Below are 18365 nucleotides of genomic sequence, written 5' to 3'. Positions count from 1 at the left end.
CTGACTCCCACAAGTTCACGCTGTACCTGTGGGAGTGAGCCTGCTCGCGAAGCTTTTAGGGTTTACGCGGACTCAAAACCATCTGCGCCGGCACAGTGCGCAAAATCTGCTTCTCGATCTTCAGATCAAAATCCGGATTCAATTTCTTCACCCGCTTGGTCAGCAAATTGGCCAGCCATGGGTAATCATCGGTGCGGGGTGCCTGGATGCTCACGGCACACTCGTAATTCACTACATCAGCGGCGATCGCATCCAGTTGCCGACGAAGTTTATGGCTATCGGCGATATTCAACGCAACGGTGGTGCTTTCGGCGGTCGGATCGATCACCTTGGCTTTTGGCTTGGCTTCTGCCGCCAGCAGTGCGGCTTCGGCCTTCTCAAGCTCAGCCTTGCGCGCTTCGGTAATGGCACCGTTCACACCACCGGTCAGCGCCGGGGCCTTTGGCATCAATACGCGCGCACGGCTCAACGCGGTAGCAGCAGCGTTTACATCACCCTTCTGCAGGACGATCTGGCTACGGCGCAAATAGGCTTCGGCCAATTGCCGCTGATATTGCTCAAGGGATTGATCGTTGGGGGTTTCGGCCTGCAAGGCGGCCAATTGATCTTCGGCCGTGGCCAGTTCGCTGCTGGCCAGGCTTTGCTCCAGCTGTGCGATGGCCGTAGCCCGCGCATCGGGGACTTCGGCCACCGGCGGCGTGCTTTGGCAGGCGCCCAGCAGCACTGAAAATGCGACAAGGAGCAGATAACGGGAGGCGAACGGCTTCATTCCTGCGACTCTCTAATTGCGCAAAAAGCGAGCAAGTCTACACCCCTCGACGGGGCAGAACAAAACTCAGCAGAAACAGTGCGGCCGCCGTCACAACGATTGACGGCCCGGCCGGGGTGTCCTTGAACCACGACAACGCCAGTCCGCCACACACGGCGAGCATGCCCAGCAGGCTCGCGCCCAGTGCCATCTGCTCCGGCGACCGGGCGTGACGCTGTGCCGCAGCCGCCGGGATGATCAACAGCGACGTAATCAGTAACACACCGACGATTTTCATCGCCACGGCGATCACCACTGCAATCAACAGCATCAGCGCCATGCGCAGACCGGCGACCGGCAGGCCTTCGACCTTGGCCAGCTCTTCATGCACGGTGATCGCCAGCAATGGCCGCCACAGCGCCACCAGCAACACCAGCACCGCCGCGCTGCCGCCGAGGATCCACGCCAGATCAGTCGGGCTGATCGCCAGCAGGTCGCCGAACAGATAGGCCATCAGGTCGATCCGCACTTCATGCATGAAGCTTAGTACTACAAGTCCGAGAGAGAGGGTGCTCGGTGCGAGAATTCCCAAAAGCGTGTCAGACGCTAGCGGCTGACGCTGTTGCAAGGTCACCAGCAGCACCGCCAGCAGCAGACAGCCGACCGTGACCGCGACCGTAGGACTGACATCCAGCAGAAAACCCAGCGCCACACCGAGCAATGCGGCGTGGGACAAGGTATCGCCGAAATAGGCCATGCGCCGCCAGACCACAAACGAGCCGAGCGGCCCTGCAACCACCGCCAGCGCCAAACCTGCAAGCAGGGCATACAACAGAAAATCAGCCATGCTTGCAGTTGTCTCCATGAACATGGGGTTGGCCCGCAACAGGGCCTTTGACCACCGAACCGTGCAGGTCGTGGGCGTGGTCATGATGGTGGTGATAAATCGCCAGGCTCTGGGCGTTCTTGCCGAACAGTTCGACGAACGCCGGGTCGCCGCTGACTTGCTCGGGATGCCCGGAGCAGCAAACGTGGCGATTGAGACAAACCACCTGATCGGTAGTGCTCATCACCAGATGCAGGTCGTGAGAGACCATCAACACGCCGCAACCGTGGCGGTCGCGCAGACGGGTGATCAGGCTGTACAACTCGGCTTGGCCGGCCACGTCGACACCCTGTACCGGCTCGTCGAGCACCAGCAATTCCGGCTCGCGCAACAGTGCCCGGGCCAGTAGCACGCGCTGCATTTCACCGCCGGAAACGCTCTGCACCGGGCTGTCGATGACGTGCTCGGCACCGACTTCTTTCAATGCCGCCAGCGCACGCGGACGATCAACGCCCGGCACCAGCCGCAGAAAGCGCAGCACCGAGAGCGGTAAGGTCGGATCAACATGAAGTTTTTGCGGCATGTAGCCGACGCGCAGTTTCGGTTTGCGCCAGACGCTGCCGCTGTTCGGTTTCAACAGCCCGAGTACGGCGCGCACCAGCGTGGTCTTGCCGGCGCCGTTGGGGCCGATCAGGGTGACGATCTGCCCCGGCTCGACGCTCAGCTCGATGTTGTCCAGCACGGTCTGCCCGGCAAACGTGACGGCGACCTGCTCCAGACGGATCAGCGCGTTGCTCATCAAGCCCCCTGGCAACCAGAGCAGAGGCCGACCACTTCAACGGTCTGCGCCTCAACGATGAAGCCGACATCCTTGGCGCTGTTGATGATCGCGTCACTGATCACTTTTTGTTCAAGCTCAATGGCAGCATGGCAATCGCGGCAGATCAGGAACTGGCCCTGATGCGCGTGTTCCGGATGAACACAGCCGACGAAGGCGTTGAGCGAGGAGATGCGATGCACCAGGCCGTTTTCCAGGAGGAAATCCAGCGCGCGGTAGACGGTCGGCGGCGCGGCGCGGCGACCGTCCTGCTCGCTGAGTACGGCGAGGATGTCGTAGGCACCCAGCGGCTTGTGGCTCTGCCACACCAGTTCCAGCACCCGGCGGCGCAACGCGGTCAGGCGCAAACCTTTCTGGGCGCACAAGGTATCGGCCTCGGACAAAGCGCTGTGTACGCAATGAGAGTGGTCGTGGGGACGGCTGGCAATCGGTGTAATAGGCATGGGCGGCGACGAGTTTTGATAGAGACGTTATTATGTTACCCGTTCTCGCCTCCTTGAGTGGTCATCGTGTCCCGACTTTTTTCTGTTTTTGTGGCTTTTGTCGCCAGTTTTCTGCTGATCGGTTCAGCCCAGGCCGAGGTCAAAGTCCTCACCAGCATCAAACCGCTACAGCTTATTGCCGCTGCCGTGCAGGACGGCGTAGCGATTCCCGAAGTGCTGCTGCCGCCGGGTGCCTCACCGCATAACTACGCGCTGCGCCCATCCGACGTACGGAAGGTGCAATCGGTTGATCTGCTCTACTGGATCGGCCCGGACATGGAAGGTTTCCTGCCGCGCGTGCTGAAGGGTCGTACGCTGCCGAGCGTCGCCGTGCAGGATCTGCCGGGCCTGAAATTGCGCCACTTCGCAGAAGACAGCCATTCCCACGCTGAAGAGGCTGACGATCATGATCACGATCACCGCCCGGGCACGCTGGATGCGCATCTGTGGCTATCGCCGGTCAACGCGCGGGTAATTGCCGACAAAATGGCCGCTGACCTGAGCGCCGCCGACCCAGCGAATGCCGAGCGCTACCAGAGCAACGCCAAGGCTTTCGACGAACGCCTGGATGCGTTGGATCTGCGCCTGAAGAAACGACTGACCAGTGTCGAAGGCAAACCGTACTTCGTGTTTCACGAGGCTTTCGATTACTTCGAAGAGGCTTACGGCCTGAACCACACCGGAGTGTTCAGCGTGGCCGCAGAGGTGCAACCGGGCGCGCAGCATGTGGCGGCGATGCGTAAGCGTTTGCAGGAAGTGGGCAAGACTTGCGTGTTCAGCGAACCGCCGCTGCGCCCGCGTCTGGCGGAAACCCTGGTGGCCGGGTTGCCAGTGAAATTGGCAGAGCTGGATGCGCTGGGCGGTTACACCCCGGCGACCGCTCAGGGTTATGAACAAGTGCTGGAAAAGCTGGGTAACGATCTGGCAGGTTGCCTGGAGTCGTTGTAACTCCAGCATCGGTGTTGCCCCATTCGCGAGCAGGCTCGCTCCCACATGGATCACTAAAATCCTGTGGGAGCGAGCCTGCTCGCGAAGCTTTTAAAGGGCGAAAGGCAACGGCGTATTAACCTGCTGCCGCTGCGCCAACCGCTGCTCAAACTCCTTCGGATCGTGAATTAGCACGTCCTGCCCGGCAAACTGCTCAGCCGCGATCAACCGCGACAGCCAGAACCGCACACAAGCCACGCGCAGCATGGTCGGCCACAACTCTGCTTCTACCGCCGTGAACGGACGCAGCGCCGCATAGGCACCGAGGAATGCCCGGGCACGCGGGCCGTCGATCAAGCCGTCATTGTCCGAGCACCAGTCGTTCAAGGCAATCGCCACGTCATAGAGCATCGGCCCCGAGCAGGCGTTGTAGAAATCGATCAGCCCGGTCAGGTGCGTACCTTCGAACATCGCGTTGTCGCGGAAGAGGTCGGCGTGGATGTTGGCCCGTGGCAGTGCGAGAATTTTCTCTTTCTGCCGGGTGATTTCATCCAGCGCTTTTTGCAGCAACGCGCGCGACTCATCGCTCAGGTGCGAGAGAAACTCCGTGCCCTCCTCCAGCATCCAGTCCAGGCCACGATCGGTCTTGCGCTTGATCATGTGCTCGCCCTGGGTCGCCAGATGCAGATGCGCCTGCAACTCGCCAATCTGCGCGCAATGCTGGGCGTTAGCGACCTTGATGTGCTTGCCGGCCAAACGTGGCTGCAGCAGCGCCGGTTTGCCTTTCAGTTCACGCAACGCCACGCCGTCGGTGGTGCGCAGAGCATAAGGCACAGGCAGATCGGCTTCGTGCAGCACGTCGAGCAGGTCGATGAAGAACGGCATTTCCTGCACCGGACCGCGTTCGACCAGGGTCAGGACGAACTCGCCCTGCTCCAGACTGATAAAAAAATTGGTGTTTTCGCTGCCGGCGGCGATCCCCTGGAAATCAAGCAGACGGCCAAGCCCGTAAGGGGCGAGAAAAGTTTCCAGCTCGGGCCGAGCCAGGGGAGTGAACACAGACATGGTTAAAAACTGCTCAGTTCGGGCGCCGCTATAAAAGCGGCGCCGATTAAAATTAAGAGACTACTTCCATTCGAAAATCTTCCACGACGGAATCAGCATATCTGGCTGATCCGAACGGATGAAATTGGCATCCGTCCCGTCGGCACGCACCAGAAAATAAGGCGGCGCGCCCTTTACCGTGACCTTGATCGCATACAGGAAACCGTTTTGCCGGTACTCCTGAATCGTCTTGTCGCCTTCCGTGCGAATGGTGACTTCCGGATCCCCCGTTGGCGCATCATCCGCCGCCATCGCGGCCAATGGTGAGGCAGCAATCAAACTGACCAGCAGCAAGCGATTTAACGTACGCATGATAACCTTGTCCCTTTGTCGTCAACGGTCCCGCTATTCTAGCGCCGGGCCCGCCGAAAAGGTTGATTCTGCTCATGAGCCAAGCCCCCCTCGTCCTGGTGGACGGTTCGTCTTACCTGTACCGCGCTTTCCACGCCCTGCCTCCTTTGACCACCTCCAAAGGCCTGCCGACCGGCGCGGTCAAGGGCGTGCTGAACATGCTCAAGAGTCTGCGCAAGCAGTACCCGGACAGCCCGTTCGCCGTGGTTTTCGACGCCAAGGGCGGGACATTTCGCGATGAGATGTACGCCGAATACAAGGCCAACCGCCCCAGCATGCCCGACGACATGCGCGTGCAGATCGAGCCGCTGCACCAGAGCGTGATCGCCCTCGGCTTCCCGCTGCTGTGCGTGGAAGGCGTCGAGGCCGACGATGTGATCGGCACACTGGCGCGCAGCAGCGCGGCTGCTGATCGCCCGGTGATCATCTCCACCGGCGACAAGGACATGGCGCAATTGGTCGACGGCCACATTACCTTGGTCAACACCATGTCCGGTAGCTCGATGGACGTGGAGGGCGTGAAGGAGAAATTCGGCGTCGCACCCGAGCAGATCATCGATTATCTGGCCCTGATGGGCGACTCTTCCGACAACATCCCGGGTGTTCCCGGCATCGGCCCGAAGACCGCGTCCGGCCTGTTGGTCGGCGTCAACGGCGGCCTGACCGAGTTGTACGCGAATCTCGACATCGTCCCGACCCTGCCGATTCGCGGCGCCAAGACCCTGCCGGCCAAGCTCGAAGAGCACAAGGAGATGGCGTTCCTCTCCTACCAATTGGCGACCATCAAGGTCGACGTGCCGCTCGACGTAGAACTCGACGATCTGCAAATGGGCGCGGAAGACCCGGCCAAGCTCTACGAGTTGTACACCCTGCTGGAATTCAAAAGCTGGATCAATGATCTGGATCGCGACGCCAAGCGCCTGGAACTGAGCGCTGCCGCCGCGCCTGCACCAGCAGGCGACCTGTTCAGCGCGCCAGAAGCCGAAGCGCCAGCCGCCCCCGCTGAAGCCGCCTATGAAACCATCCTCGATCAGGCCCGCTTCGACGTCTGGCTGGAAAAGCTCAAGAACGCCAAGTTGTTCGCCTTCGACACCGAAACCACCGGCATCGACGCGCAGCAGGCGCAACTGGTCGGTCTGTCGTTCGCCGTGCAGGCCAACGAAGCAGCCTACATTCCGCTGACTCACTCCTACATCGGCGTGCCGGAGCAACTGGATCGCGACACCGTGCTGCGCGCGCTCAAGCCGATTCTGGAAGACCCGACCAAGCTCAAGGTCGGCCAGCACGCCAAGTTCGACATGAACATTCTGGCCAACTGCGCCATCGGCGGCGATCAGAACGAAGGCATCACCGTGCGCGGCATCGCTTTCGACACCATGCTTGAGTCCTACGTGCTCAACTCCACCGCCACCCGCCACGACATGGACAGCCTGGCGCAGAAGTACCTGGATCACACCACCGTGAGTTTCCAGGACATTGCCGGCAAAGGCGCCAAGCAGCTGACTTTCGACCAGATCGCTCTGGAACAGGCCGGGCCATATGCCGCTGAAGATGCCGACATCACTTTGCGTCTGCATCAAACCCTGTTCGAAAAACTCAGCGCGATCCCGAGCCTGGCCAGCGTGCTCACCGACATCGAAATCCCGCTGGTGCCAGTGCTGGCGCGGATAGAGCGTCAGGGTGCGTTCGTCGACGCCGAGCTGCTGGGCATCCAGAGCATCGAACTGGGCAACAAGATGGTGGCACTGGAGCGCGAAGCGTTCGAGATCGCCGGCGAAGAATTCAACCTTGGCTCGCCCAAGCAACTGGGCGTGATTCTCTACGAGAAACTCGGCCTGCCGGTTTTGAAAAAAACTGCCAAGGGCCAACCGTCCACCGCCGAAGAAGTGCTGGCGAAACTGGCCGAAGACGATCATCGCTTGCCGAAAGTGCTGATGGAGCACCGGTCGATGAGCAAGCTGAAAAGCACTTACACCGATCGCCTGCCGGAGCAGATCAACCCGCGTACCGGGCGCATTCACACCTCGTACCATCAGGCCGTGGCATCGACCGGTCGCTTGTCCTCCAGCGATCCAAACCTGCAGAACATTCCGGTGCGTACCGCTGAAGGTCGGCGCATCCGTCAGGCCTTCGTCGCGCCAAAGGGTTACAAACTGCTGGCGGCGGACTATTCGCAGATCGAACTGCGGATCATGGCGCACCTGTCCAAGGACGAAGGCCTGATGAATGCCTTCCGCAACAATCTGGATGTACACACCGCGACCGCCGCTGAAGTGTTCAAGGTCGAACTCAACGAGGTGACCTCCGACCAGCGCCGTGGCGCCAAGGCGATCAACTTCGGGCTGATCTATGGCATGGGCGCGCAGAAGCTCGGCAAGGACATCGGCGTCGACACCAAAACGGCCAAGGCCTACATCGATACCTACTTCGCTCGTTACCCGGGCGTGCGCGAGTACATGGATCGCACCCGCGCCCAGGCGGCGGATCAGGGCTACGTAGAAACGTTCTTCGGTCGTCGCCTGTACCTGCCGGAGATCAACTCCAACAAGCCGCAGGAACGCGCCGCCGCCGAACGCACGGCGATCAACGCGCCGATGCAGGGCACCGCAGCAGACATCATCAAGAAAGCCATGGTGGCGGTGGATAACTGGCTGGCGACGTCCGGGCTGGACGCCAAAGTCATCCTGCAGGTGCACGATGAACTGGTGCTGGAGGTTCGCGAGGATCTGGTCGAGCAGGTCAGCGTCGAGATTCGTCAGCACATGAGCGAAGCAGCCAAGCTGGATGTGCCGCTGCTGGTGGAAGTCGGCGTGGGCAACAACTGGGATGAGGCTCACTGAGCCATTTGAAGGCGGTTTTGCCGCGGCGTGGCGTCGCGGCAAAAACCTCGAAAAGCGCTTAGTCAGAAAAGCTCTTGGGGTTATTCCAAAGCTTTTTGAAAAAAATCTGAACTAATCTTGCAGACCACTACTCAGAGTTACTGAATGGCTGGTGAAGCCCTTCGATGCTCCTATGTTGTGTTAAGTGTTGGCAGATATCTGAACCCCGCCCTAGCGGTTCGGAACTTGAACCCCGGAACTTCTCCCTCCCCATATGAAGTCCGGGGCTTTTTTTGCCTGCGATTTACTCAGCAGGCAGCTCTCCAGGCAATTCTGAGCCCTTGTCAGCCAGTTCCATCCAGCCTGCCAATACAGTGTAGGCGTCTTCCAGCCCCATGCGTTTCGGCGCGGAGAACAGCTGGATCGTCACCAGATCACCCCACCCCTTGCGAATTTCCGACTGCACTTTGAGCAGCGTGTTCTTGGCTGCGCCATAAGTCAGCTTGTCCGCTTTGGTCAGCAGGATGTGCATCGGCATGCCGGCCGCAACGGCCCAGTCGAGCATCAGCAGGTCGAAGTCGGTCATTGGATGACGGATGTCCATCATCAGAATCAACCCCTTCAAACTCTCGCGGCCACCGAGGTAAGCCTCAAGGTGACGCTGCCAGTGCATCTTCAGCGGGATCGGTACTTTTGCATAACCGTAGCCCGGCAGGTCGACCAGACGACGATCATCGTCTAGCTTGAAGAAGTTCAACAGCTGTGTGCGACCCGGGGTTTTCGAGGTCCGCGCCAGGCTGGCGTGAGTCAGGGTGTTCAGGGCGCTGGATTTGCCGGCGTTGGAACGACCGGCGAAGGCCACTTCAAAGCCTTCGTCGTCGGGACACTGATCGACTTTGGCCGCACTGAGCATAAACGTGGACTGTTGGCACAGGCCGAGGATGGGATTTTTGAGCTGCATGGGATTTCCGATGTGGGCGGCGCCGGGAATGGGCGCGGAACGCGGTGTCGCTTCCGTTTCAGTGACGCCAGTATATAATGCCGCAGATTTTGTGTGTGCTTTGTCCCAGCGAAGGATGAAGTACACGAGAGCGACAGACCTTGATTGCGCATTAGAACGCAAAACGCTCTCAACCCTGAAAAGGTCGTTTCAATGGCTGCTGGCTACCGGAGTCTTGATGCCGCTTTACAGCGCACAGGCTACACAGGATCCGGAAGCCGTGTACAACCGTGTTTGTAGTGCCTGTCATTCCGGCCAACTGCCCATGGCGCCCGAAAGAGGCGATGAGGCAGCCTGGACGCCGAGGTTGGCGAAGGGTATGGGGACGCTGGTACAACACGTGACCCAGGGTTTCAAGGCGATGCCGCCGCGTGGTTTGTGCATGGACTGCAGTGCCGAGGATTACCAGGCCATCATCCTTTGGATGAGCGCGAGTAAGCCCGGTCCATAACTCTTAACCCTTAGCCGTAGTTGGATTAGCTGATGAACAAATTGATCGTGAGTCTGCTGTTGACCGTGGGAATCTCAGGTTTCGCCCATGCTGCAGGTGATGCAGCAGCCGGCCAGGCAAAAGTTGCCGTATGCGGAGCCTGTCATGGCCCGGACGGGAACAGCATGGCGCCAAATTTTCCAAAACTGGCCGGCCAGGGTGAACGCTACCTGACCAAGCAACTGCACGATATCAAGTCGGGCAAACGCGTCGTTCTGGAAATGACCGGGCTGTTGACCAACCTGAGCGATCAGGATCTGGCTGACATGGCCGCGTACTTCGCCAGCCAGAAAGGCAGCGTCGGCGCCGCCGATCCGAAGCTGGTCGCACGCGGTGAAGCGCTGTTCCGGGGCGGCAACCTGACCAAGGGTCTGCCAGCCTGTACAGGTTGCCATTCGCCGAACGGTACCGGCAACGCCGCCGCCGGTTTCCCGCATCTGGGTGGCCAACACGCTCAATACATCGCCAAACAGCTGACCGATTTCCGCAAGGAAGAAGGCGGCCGCACCAACGACGGCGACACCATGACCATGCAGACCATCGCCAAACGCCTGAGCGACGAAGACATTGCAGCGGTCTCCAGTTACATTCAAGGTCTGCACTAAGGGCCCCGGATCAAGCGTTTCAGGCGATGGACATCTCTTGCAACGTTAACGCTCGATTAATCCGTCGCAGCAAGTATAAAAAGGGTGGCTTTGGCCGCCCTTTTTTGTGGCCGCTGCCGTTACACTACAGAACTCATGCCCGCCAGGACCTGTCTGAAAACAGGTCGCGCGAGGCGACCAAAATTGTCCAGGAGTAAAGCATGCGTAATCTGATCATCAGCGCCGCCCTCGTCGCTGCCAGCCTGTTCGGCGTGACCGCGCAGGCCGCTGAAGCCCCTGCCGCACCTTATGTTGAACTGGCTAATCCGGTGCCAGTGGCAGAGCCTGGCAAGATCGAAGTGGTCGAGCTGTTCTGGTACGGCTGCCCGCACTGCTACGCCTTTGAGCCGGTGATCAACCCATGGGTCGAAAAACTGCCTAAAGATGTGAATTTCGTGCGCATTCCTGCCATGTTCGGCGGCCCTTGGGACGCTCACGGCCAGATGTTCCTGACGCTGGAAGCCATGGGTGTCGAGCACAAGGTTCACGCTGCGGTTTTCGAAGCCATCCAGAAACAACACAAAAAGCTGACCGACAAGAACGACATGGCTGACTTCCTCGCCACCCAAGGCGTCGACAAGGACAAGTTCCTGGCCACGTTCAACTCTTTCGCCATCAAAGGCAAGATCGCAAAAGCCAAAGAACTGGCCAAGAAGTATGAAATCACTGGCGTTCCAACCATGATCGTCAACGGCAAGTACCGCTTCGATATCGGCTCCGCCGGCGGTGCCGAACAGGCTCTGAAACTGGCCGACCAACTGGTCGCCAAAGAGCGCGCGACCAACAAGGCTGCTGCCAACTAAGCGCGGCAACCGCCATGCGCCGCTGGAAGACCGAACGCACCGTTGGCCTGCATGATCCGCAGGTCAACGAGCATCACCTGGCATCTACGGGCCTGCCCGCAGACCAGCGTCTGCGCTTGCTCAGTTTCAACATCCAGGTCGGTATCAGCACCGAGCGTTATCGGCATTACCTGACCCGTAGCTGGCAGCATTTGCTGCCGCACACCGGGCGCTCAGGCAATTTGCAGAAGATTGGCGACCTGCTCGGCGACTTCGATCTGGTCGCCCTGCAGGAAGCCGACGGCGGCAGCCTGCGCTCAGGCTATGTCAATCAAGTCGAACACCTGGCTCATCTCGGAGCCTTCCCCTACTGGTATCAACAACTCAATCGCAACCTCGGTCGACTGGCCCAGCACAGCAACGGCGTGCTCAGTCGTCTGCGCCCGTGGGCGATTGAAGATCACCCGCTGCCCGGCCCGAAAGGTCGCGGGGCAATTCTGCTGCGCTTCGGCGAAGGGCCGGAAGCACTGGTGGTGGTGATGATGCACCTGGCCCTCGGCGCACGAGTGCGCAGCCTGCAACTGGCTTACATTCGTGACCTGATCAGTGGCTATAAACATCAAGTGTTGATGGGCGACATGAACACCCATGCCAGCGATCTGCTACAGCATTCTCCGTTACGCGATCTCGGCTTGCTGGCCCCGCAAGTGGAAGCGACATTCCCCAGCTGGCGCCCTCAGCGCTGCCTTGATCATATTTTGCTCAGCCCGACCCTGACCCTGGAAAAGGTCGAAGTGCTGGCCCAACCCATTTCCGATCACCTGCCGGTCGCGGTAGAGATTCGTCTGCCGGGTTCGCTCACGGCCGATGCATTGCCCGCGTTGAGCCCTGCCCCTCGCGGAACCCCTGAATGAGCGACGACGCCCAGCGCTGGAAAGAGAAGTACCTCAAAAGCATCGAACAACAGGACAAGCTCGAACGTCGCTGGGCCGCACGGCTCGATTTGCTTCGCCGAGGCCTGGTGCGCAGCACGCTGGCGGCCGAAGGCACCGACCGAGTGGTTGATCAATGCATGAAAGAGATGCGCGACGTAGTGCGCACCGACGACATGGACGCCGGCCTCGCCGCCCTGTTGCCACGCCTGGAAAAAGCCGTGCTCGATTCCGAGCAGCGCCGCGAGACCCGCATTGATCAGGTCAGCACTGCGCTGACTTCGCTGGTGGCACAATTGCAGGCGTTGCCACTGCCGCGGGAGGTCGCCCAGCCACTGAAGAAGTTTGCCAAGCAACTGGATGGTCGCGTCGGACAAGCGCGGGAAATGCCGCTACTGCTGAGTGAACTGAGCGGTTTGCAGGGCAAGGCGTTGAGTCAGTTGGAGACGCCGGCAGAGCCAGGACGCCCGGGGTTGTTGCAGCGGCTGTTTGGCACTCGTGAAAGTGAGGAGGCGACGACTCCGGTTGCTCCTGCGCCTGAGCAGGCCGCCCCCGTCGAGCAACCGCACGCCGCGCCTGAACCTGAATCCGAACCGGTGCAAGCCGCCCCAGCCCCCATCGCTGCGCCAACAGTGGTCGCTCCGGCGATCAAAGAAGCTGCGCCCGTTGCAGCCATCGAGGCGACAACCGCTGCGGCTCCGCTTCAAGCCGAACCCGACGTGGTCGCTTTCGTTCCGCCCAAGGTCTTCTCCGAATCGGTCCTCGCTCCGACGGAAGCAGAAGCCATCGAGCCAGCGGTTACAGCACCAGCCCCCGTTCCGGCTCCGGCTCCAGTGCCACCCGCGGCCTTCAACCCCGACGAGTTGATTCATCCTGGCGATCCAGCACCGCTGATCCTCGACAGCCTGCCCCTGCCCGAACCTATTGCTCAGGCACTGGCTGCCATCGACCCGGAGCAAGCCGAGCACGACATTCTTTTCGCCTTGCCGGATTCCCCGGAGCCGTCCTATAGCTCCGTGGCCAAACACATCGAGGACACGCTGATCGGTCTGCTCGACGACCTGACGCTGCCAGAACGCCACCGTCCGCAAGCCGAGGCCATGCGCGAACGGCTGAAACACGGCTTGAACTGGTACGAACTGATCCCGATCCTCGACGATCTCGCAACATTGATGCTGGCCATCACCGACAGCGGCCAGCACGAATTCGAAGCCTACTTGCAGCAACTCAACGAACGCCTCGAAGCGTTTCAGAGCAACCTGCAAGCCGCCAGCGAAGGCCATGCCGACAACAGCTCGGCAGCGCGGGCGATGGACACGCAGATCCGCGAGCAAGTCGACGGTTTGCAGACCAGCGTGCAGGAAGCAGCGGATCTGGATGACCTCAAGCAGGTGCTGGAGAACCATCTGGAAGGCTTGCTCGGCACCATGGATCAACACCAGAAACAGCGCGACGCCCGTGAGCAGGAAGTGGCGGCGCGGCTCAAAGGTCTGTCCGAACGCGTGGCGCACATGGAGCAAGAGGCACAGGGCTTCCGCGAGCACCTTGAAGAACAGCGCCAGAAAGCCCTCATCGACCCGCTCACCGGCCTGCCAAACCGCGCGGCCTGGAGCGAACGGCTTGAGCATGAGATCAAGCAGTGGCAGCAACACGGCAACACCCTGAGCCTGGCGATGCTCGACCTTGATCACTTCAAGCGGATCAATGACAACTATGGCCACCTGGCTGGCGACAAAGTGCTGAAGATCATCGCAACCGTGCTGCGCAAACGCCTGCGCGGGTCAGATTTCATTGCCCGTTTCGGCGGCGAAGAGTTCGTCCTGCTGCTACCGGCGACCCCGCCAGCGGTCGGAGCGAAACTGCTGGAAACCCTGCGTGCAGCGATCGAAGCCTGCCCGTTCCACTTCAAAGGCGAACGGGTGACGATCACGATTTCCATGGGACTGGCGACGTTCAGATCGGGAGAACACAGTGATCTGGTGTTGAAAAGAGCCGATCAGGCGCTTTATCGCGCAAAAAATGCAGGGCGCAATCGCGTCGAGCTGGGCTGAGCAAATTGTTCCATTTTGTTTAAATCCGCCCGCTGACCGTCTTCACGCAAGGCAGTACGTTACACTGTTGCATTACTGTCTTGTGCGTACAGCCTTCTGCCATGAAATTCTTTGCCCTCCTCGCGTCTCTTCTTGTTCTGGCCGGTTGCGCCAGCGGTCCGCGTTATGACACCAGCCATCCTTCAGTCAATTACGACAGCCGCATCCAGTTCGTGGTCGTGCATTACACCTCGACTTCGCTGGAGCGTTCGCTGCAACTGTTGACCCATGGTGAAGTCAGCAGCCATTACCTGATCGGCGACGACAAGAGCGCTACCGTCTACAAGTTGATGGACGAAAACCAGCGCGCCTGGCATGCCGGTGAAAGCCAGTGGCAGGGCCGCACGTGGCTGAACTCAAGCTCGATCGGCATCGAAATCGTCAACCCCGGCTTCAAGGACACCCCTACCGGGCGCCTTTGGTATCCGTACAGCGAGGCGCAGATTCAATCGCTGATCGTCCTGCTCAAGGACATCAGCAAGCGCAACGGCATCAGCCCACGGCACATCATTGGTCACAGCGACATCGCTCCATTGCGCAAGCTTGATCCGGGCCCGCTGTTCCCGTGGAAGCGTCTCGCAGCCGAAGGCTTGGGCATATGGCCCAACGAGCAAGCCGTGGCACGCCAGCAAACGCTGTTCAACAACAGCGAACTGCCGAGTATCAGTTGGTTCCAGGGGCAATTGGCGCGTCTTGGTTACGACACGCCGCAGACCGGCGAACTGGACGTCGCAACGCGCCACGTCCTCGCGGCCTTCCAGATGCACTTCCGCCCTTCGCGCTTCGACGGCACGCCGGACGCACAAACGGCTGCGCTGCTGCTGGTACTCAATCAGACAAAATAATGACGCCCGCCCGACGGTCAGGGCGAAATTGCAATCAGCAGCTATAACTCATTGGTAATTCTTCGGATATTCCATGATGGTTGCTACCCGAGAGACGCTGCGTAGCTGGTTTTATCGCCCCTGGTTTTTGGCGATGATCGCGGCTGTCCTCAGTACCAGCCTGTTGATCGCCGGCGGGATGTTCTTGGCGATGCGTCAGGTCGAGCAAAGTGAAAGCCAGGAAATGAACGCCCAGGGCGAGCGTTTCCTCGCCCGTCTCGAGCAGCTGTTCGGCCAATTGCGCGAAAGTCTTGATGATCTCGAAGCCCAGCCTTTGCGCAGTTGCGATGACGAAATGATCGCCACGCTGCAGCAGGTCACCTTTAACTATCGCTTTGTCTATGAAGCGGCCTACATGGACGCCTCGCGGATCTGTTCCAACCGCCCTCGTCAGGAAGGCTTGTCGGTGGTCCGCGCACCGGACATCAGAGGCCCGACTTACAGCTATTGGCTGAACACCACCACCGAACCCGATGAGAACCGCGCCGCGCTGATGCTCGGCCGCGGCAATTTTCGCGTGGCCACCTCGCGCGGGCATTTGACCGACATGGTCGACCTGTCACCCGGCAGCAGCCTGTTAGTGGTGCTGGATCATGGCACCCGCGCGATTCCGGTGCTGGGCAAGGCGCAGGCATGGCCACCGACCGAACACTGGCCGCCGAAAAGCCAGGACGCCTTGCAAGTCACCCAGACGCGGCTGATCTATCGCATGCCCACCGCCACCCCGGAATACCAACTGGTACTGATCACGCCGCGCACCGGCATGCACATTCCCGCTATCTGGTGGTGGATGATTCCGGCCTGTCTGTTGCTCGGCGCGTTCGTCGGCTTCTTCGTGTTTTTACTGGTGCGCCAGCGTCAGTCATTGGACGCCGAGCTGCACGGCGCCATCCGCCGTGGCGAATTGCAGGTGCTCTATCAACCGATCTTCGACCTCGACACTCGCAACTGCGTAGGTGCCGAGGCCCTGCTGCGCTGGCGCCGTCCGGACGGCACGCTGACCAGCCCCGACCTGTTCATTCCACTGGCAGAAAACACCGGGCAGATCCGGCAGATGACCGACTTCGTTCTCCAACGCTTGCTGGAGCAATTGGGGCCGGTGCTGCGTGCCAACCCGCAGTTGTATATCTCGGTCAACCTCGCTGCCTGTGACGTGATGGTGCCGCGCATCGGCCAGGTCATGGCGCGTCTGCTGACCCTGCACAGAGTGGCGGCCAAGCAGATTGCGTTCGAGGTCACCGAACGTGGCCTGATTGATGTGGTGGTGGCGAAGGAAAACCTGCAAGCATTGCGAGATGTCGGCCATCAGGTATTGATCGACGACTTCGGCACGGGATATTGCAGCCTCGCCTACCTGCAAACACTGCCGGTGGACTGCCTGAAAATCGACAAGGCGTTCATCGACGCACTCGGCCATGACGCTGCCAGCAGCGGCGTCGCGCCACACATCATTCATATGGCGCAGGCGCTGGATTTGAAGGTGATTGCCGAAGGGATCGAACTCGAATCACAAGCCCAATTGCTCAGCAGCGAGGGCGTGAAGTTCGGTCAGGGCTGGCTGTTTGCGCACGCCCTGAGCGCGGTACAGTTCATTGAACTGATCACCCGTGGGCGACGGCTCGCCGGTCGCCGAATGGATGACGAAGCTTAAACGGCCAACGCCATATAGAACTGAGTCCCCTGCCCCGGCCGCGAATAAACCCCCATCCGTCCGCCATGCAGCTGGACGATTTCCTTGCATAGCGCCAGCCCAAGCCCGGCGCCACCCTTCTTGCGTCCAACCTGGACGAACGGCTCGAAAATTCGCCCTTGCTGGCCGTAGGCAATGCCTTCGCCGTTGTCTTCGACGCTGATGATCACTCGCTCGCCGTGGCGACGCGCCTGCAAGCGAATCTGACCGTCGCGGGCGGTGTGGCGCAGGGCGTTATCGATCAGGTTGTCGAGCACTCGATCCAGTTGCGCTTGATCCGCCTGCAAGCGCGGCAGCGGGCCCTGTACCTCTACCATCAATGCGATGCCTTTTTCCGCGGCCGTGTCGGCAAAGCGCAGTTGCGCCTGCTCCAGCAAATCTTCGATGGAGCACGGTGCCAGTGTCAGTTTCTGCAGGCCATTCTGGTAGCGCGAGAAGTTGAGCAAGTCGTTGATCAACTGCATCAAGCGCTGCATCTCTTCGTTGACGGTGTCGAGCAGGTCCGCCTCACGAGAATCCGCCGCAAACTTCGCCCGCTCACGGAACAGGCCGAACGCCATGTGCATACCAGTGACTGGCGTGCGCAGCTCATGGGAGGCACGTAATACGAATTCGCTGCGCACCCGCTCGAAGGCACGCTGCTCAGTGACATCGTGCAGAACCATCACCGCCCCCAGAATATGCCCCTGGGTATGGCTCACCGGGGTCAGGCTGTAAGTCAGCAGGCGAGATTCGCCGTCGACCTCAATGCTCAAATCTTCCGGTGCTCGTTCGAGGGTGCCGCCGCGCAACACCAGTTGCAGTTGCGCATCCAGCTCAGGTCGCCCAAGTGCGCTGCCCAGGCCTTGCCCGAGACGGTCATCGTCCCAGCCCAACTGGCGCTGGGCGACCGGGTTGAGATGCTCCAAGTGGCCCTCGCGGTCGATCATCAGCAAGCCGTCATCGATGCTGTCGAGCACGGCCTGTAAGCGTTGTTGACCGGCCATCAACTCATCGACGTTAGTCGCCTGATGCTCACGCAAGGCTTCGGCCATCAGCCCGAACCGCTTGGTCAGCAGATTCATTTCCATCGCTGAGGAAATCGGCAGGGTCACTTCAAAGTTGCCTTGGCCGATATTGTCCGCCGCCCGCGCCAGCGCCTCGATCGGTGCGCCGAAACGCCGGGCAATGCCTTGGGCCGTGACGAAACCGATGATCAACACCGCCAGCCCCACAAGCCCAAGCAGGCCGGCGACCAACAGCGCCCGCTCGCGGGCATCTCGCTGGACGGCGTTGATATTGTCGAGCGCATGCTTGTGCTCGGCGATCAGTCCGTTGCGCAAGGTATTGAAGCGCTCGCGGAAGTCCGCATTGCTCATCATCGTCTTGGCAGGGTCACGGGACAGGTCGAACGCCTGCAGGAAATTCAGATAATCTTTTTTGGCCTGACTGAAACCATACAACTGACCATCGCCCTCCTTTTCCTGGGCGATGCCTTCGTCGAGCAACTGGAAATAATGCTGCCTGGACGCTTCGAACGCCAGGGGATCAGGCTTTTCCGCCAGCATGATGATCAGTTGATCACCCAGCGTCTGCCGCAGCTTGAGGCCCAGATCAAGGGTGGCGAAGTTACTGCGCACCCGCTCTTCCTGAGTTCCAGCCATCTGCATCACGCTGACCAGCCCGAGCAACAGCCCGAGCAAAGCCACGGTGATCAGTGCGGAAATGCTCAGGAACAAGCGGGTCCGCAACTTCATCGCCAGTTTCATCGTCGGGCGC

17 protein-coding genes are annotated in these 18365 nt (G+C 60.2%); 9 read left to right on the top strand and 8 right to left on the bottom strand.

Going from position 1 to position 18365, the window contains the following annotated elements; translation table 11 throughout:
- Positions 1-55: 55 nt before the first annotated feature.
- From ACA043_RS00340 to ACA043_RS00325, 4 genes are read right to left on the bottom strand one after another with little or no spacing between them, the layout of a single operon-like run.
- Complete coding sequence (locus tag ACA043_RS00340) at positions 56-769, bottom strand: PA5502 family lipoprotein (RefSeq protein ID WP_497658406.1); 714 nt, start codon at positions 767-769, stop codon at positions 56-58.
- Between the two features lie 37 nt (positions 770-806).
- Positions 807-1595 (bottom strand): zinc ABC transporter permease subunit ZnuB, encoded by a 789-nt coding sequence (znuB, locus tag ACA043_RS00335; protein ID WP_346608834.1) that lies wholly within the window; start codon positions 1593-1595, stop codon positions 807-809.
- Positions 1588-2373: a zinc ABC transporter ATP-binding protein ZnuC gene (znuC, locus tag ACA043_RS00330; protein WP_401268292.1), complete on the bottom strand. Its 786-nt coding sequence runs from the start codon at positions 2371-2373 to the stop codon at positions 1588-1590. The genes znuB and znuC overlap by 8 nt, the downstream gene beginning before the upstream one ends.
- Positions 2373-2855 (bottom strand): Fur family transcriptional regulator, encoded by a 483-nt coding sequence (locus ACA043_RS00325; protein WP_007911760.1) that lies wholly within the window; start codon positions 2853-2855, stop codon positions 2373-2375. The genes znuC and ACA043_RS00325 overlap by 1 nt, the downstream gene beginning before the upstream one ends.
- Positions 2856-2921: 66 nt before the next feature.
- On the opposite strand from ACA043_RS00325, the gene ACA043_RS00320 reads away from it, so the two are divergent.
- Complete coding sequence (locus ACA043_RS00320) at positions 2922-3842, top strand: zinc ABC transporter substrate-binding protein (protein WP_187677295.1); 921 nt, start codon at positions 2922-2924, stop codon at positions 3840-3842.
- 90 nt (positions 3843-3932) lie between these two features.
- Here the strand turns inward: ACA043_RS00320 and ACA043_RS00315 are convergent, their stop codons facing one another.
- Positions 3933-4886, bottom strand: a complete 954-nt coding sequence (locus ACA043_RS00315; RefSeq protein ID WP_497658405.1) for a homoserine kinase — start codon at positions 4884-4886, stop codon at positions 3933-3935.
- A gap of 60 nt (positions 4887-4946) precedes the next feature.
- Positions 4947-5237 carry a DUF2782 domain-containing protein gene (locus ACA043_RS00310; RefSeq protein ID WP_187677293.1) on the bottom strand — a complete coding sequence of 97 codons (291 nt, stop codon included), beginning with the start codon at positions 5235-5237 and terminating at the stop codon, positions 4947-4949.
- A gap of 74 nt (positions 5238-5311) precedes the next feature.
- Here ACA043_RS00310 and polA point away from each other — a divergent pair, with 74 nt between their 5' ends.
- Positions 5312-8116: a DNA polymerase I gene (gene polA / locus ACA043_RS00305; RefSeq protein WP_497615801.1), complete on the top strand. Its 2805-nt coding sequence runs from the start codon at positions 5312-5314 to the stop codon at positions 8114-8116.
- A 283-nt stretch (positions 8117-8399) separates the two neighbouring features.
- Here polA and yihA read toward each other — a convergent pair whose 3' ends face one another.
- Positions 8400-9056 (bottom strand): ribosome biogenesis GTP-binding protein YihA/YsxC, encoded by a 657-nt coding sequence (gene yihA / locus ACA043_RS00300; RefSeq protein WP_401268283.1) that lies wholly within the window; start codon positions 9054-9056, stop codon positions 8400-8402.
- Positions 9057-9273: 217 nt separating this feature from the next.
- Here yihA and ACA043_RS00295 point away from each other — a divergent pair, with 217 nt between their 5' ends.
- The 7 genes from ACA043_RS00295 (at position 9274) to ACA043_RS00265 (ending at position 16568) form a co-directional block, all read left to right on the top strand.
- Positions 9274-9546 carry a c-type cytochrome gene (locus ACA043_RS00295; RefSeq protein WP_497658404.1) on the top strand — a complete coding sequence of 91 codons (273 nt, stop codon included), beginning with the start codon at positions 9274-9276 and terminating at the stop codon, positions 9544-9546.
- 32 nt (positions 9547-9578) lie between these two features.
- Positions 9579-10190, top strand: a complete 612-nt coding sequence (locus tag ACA043_RS00290; RefSeq protein ID WP_187677289.1) for a c-type cytochrome — start codon at positions 9579-9581, stop codon at positions 10188-10190.
- 200 nt (positions 10191-10390) lie between these two features.
- Positions 10391-11032: a thiol:disulfide interchange protein DsbA/DsbL gene (locus ACA043_RS00285; RefSeq protein ID WP_497658403.1), complete on the top strand. Its 642-nt coding sequence runs from the start codon at positions 10391-10393 to the stop codon at positions 11030-11032.
- 14 nt (positions 11033-11046) lie between these two features.
- Positions 11047-11925: an endonuclease/exonuclease/phosphatase family protein gene (locus tag ACA043_RS00280; protein ID WP_497615796.1), complete on the top strand. Its 879-nt coding sequence runs from the start codon at positions 11047-11049 to the stop codon at positions 11923-11925.
- The gene (locus ACA043_RS00275; RefSeq protein WP_497658402.1) at positions 11922-13994 is read left to right on the top strand and encodes a GGDEF domain-containing protein; all 2073 of its coding nucleotides are present in this window, start codon (positions 11922-11924) and stop codon (positions 13992-13994) included. Before ACA043_RS00280 ends, ACA043_RS00275 begins: the two co-directional genes overlap by 4 nt.
- A 101-nt stretch (positions 13995-14095) precedes the next feature.
- Positions 14096-14878 (top strand): N-acetylmuramoyl-L-alanine amidase, encoded by a 783-nt coding sequence (locus ACA043_RS00270; protein WP_401268273.1) that lies wholly within the window; start codon positions 14096-14098, stop codon positions 14876-14878.
- 73 nt (positions 14879-14951) lie between these two features.
- Positions 14952-16568, top strand: a complete 1617-nt coding sequence (locus tag ACA043_RS00265; protein WP_187677284.1) for an EAL domain-containing protein — start codon at positions 14952-14954, stop codon at positions 16566-16568.
- Here ACA043_RS00265 and ACA043_RS00260 read toward each other — a convergent pair.
- The gene (locus ACA043_RS00260) at positions 16565-18355 is read right to left on the bottom strand and encodes a KinB sensor domain-containing domain (RefSeq protein ID WP_497658401.1); all 1791 of its coding nucleotides are present in this window, start codon (positions 18353-18355) and stop codon (positions 16565-16567) included. The two genes, ACA043_RS00265 and ACA043_RS00260, sit on opposite strands and share 4 nt — an antisense overlap.
- Positions 18356-18365 lie beyond the last annotated feature (10 nt).

The sequence above is a fragment of the Pseudomonas sp. LBUM1648 genome, assembly GCF_059716145.1.
This window is presented reverse-complemented; position numbering and strand designations above follow the sequence as displayed.

Bases quoted from the DNA above. Each gene is read 5' to 3' on its own strand.
- ACA043_RS00340 (WP_497658406.1), bottom strand. From the start codon at position 769: ATGAAGCCGTTCGCCTCCCGTTATCTGCTCCTTGTCGCATTTTCAGTG.
- znuB (WP_346608834.1), bottom strand. From the start codon at position 1,595: ATGGCTGATTTTCTGTTGTATGCCCTGCTTGCAGGTTTGGCGCTGGCG.
- znuC (WP_401268292.1), bottom strand. From the start codon at position 2,373: ATGAGCAACGCGCTGATCCGTCTGGAGCAGGTCGCCGTCACGTTTGCC.
- ACA043_RS00325 (WP_007911760.1), bottom strand. From the start codon at position 2,855: ATGCCTATTACACCGATTGCCAGCCGTCCCCACGACCACTCTCATTGC.
- ACA043_RS00315 (WP_497658405.1), bottom strand. From the start codon at position 4,886: ATGTCTGTGTTCACTCCCCTGGCTCGGCCCGAGCTGGAAACTTTTCTC.
- ACA043_RS00310 (WP_187677293.1), bottom strand. From the start codon at position 5,237: ATGCGTACGTTAAATCGCTTGCTGCTGGTCAGTTTGATTGCTGCCTCA.
- polA (WP_497615801.1), top strand. From the start codon at position 5,312: ATGAGCCAAGCCCCCCTCGTCCTGGTGGACGGTTCGTCTTACCTGTAC.
- yihA (WP_401268283.1), bottom strand. From the start codon at position 9,056: ATGCAGCTCAAAAATCCCATCCTCGGCCTGTGCCAACAGTCCACGTTT.
- ACA043_RS00295 (WP_497658404.1), top strand. From the start codon at position 9,274: ATGCCGCTTTACAGCGCACAGGCTACACAGGATCCGGAAGCCGTGTAC.
- ACA043_RS00290 (WP_187677289.1), top strand. From the start codon at position 9,579: ATGAACAAATTGATCGTGAGTCTGCTGTTGACCGTGGGAATCTCAGGT.
- ACA043_RS00285 (WP_497658403.1), top strand. From the start codon at position 10,391: ATGCGTAATCTGATCATCAGCGCCGCCCTCGTCGCTGCCAGCCTGTTC.
- ACA043_RS00280 (WP_497615796.1), top strand. From the start codon at position 11,047: ATGCGCCGCTGGAAGACCGAACGCACCGTTGGCCTGCATGATCCGCAG.
- ACA043_RS00275 (WP_497658402.1), top strand. From the start codon at position 11,922: ATGAGCGACGACGCCCAGCGCTGGAAAGAGAAGTACCTCAAAAGCATC.
- ACA043_RS00270 (WP_401268273.1), top strand. From the start codon at position 14,096: ATGAAATTCTTTGCCCTCCTCGCGTCTCTTCTTGTTCTGGCCGGTTGC.
- ACA043_RS00265 (WP_187677284.1), top strand. From the start codon at position 14,952: ATGATGGTTGCTACCCGAGAGACGCTGCGTAGCTGGTTTTATCGCCCC.
- ACA043_RS00260 (WP_497658401.1), bottom strand. From the start codon at position 18,355: ATGAAACTGGCGATGAAGTTGCGGACCCGCTTGTTCCTGAGCATTTCC.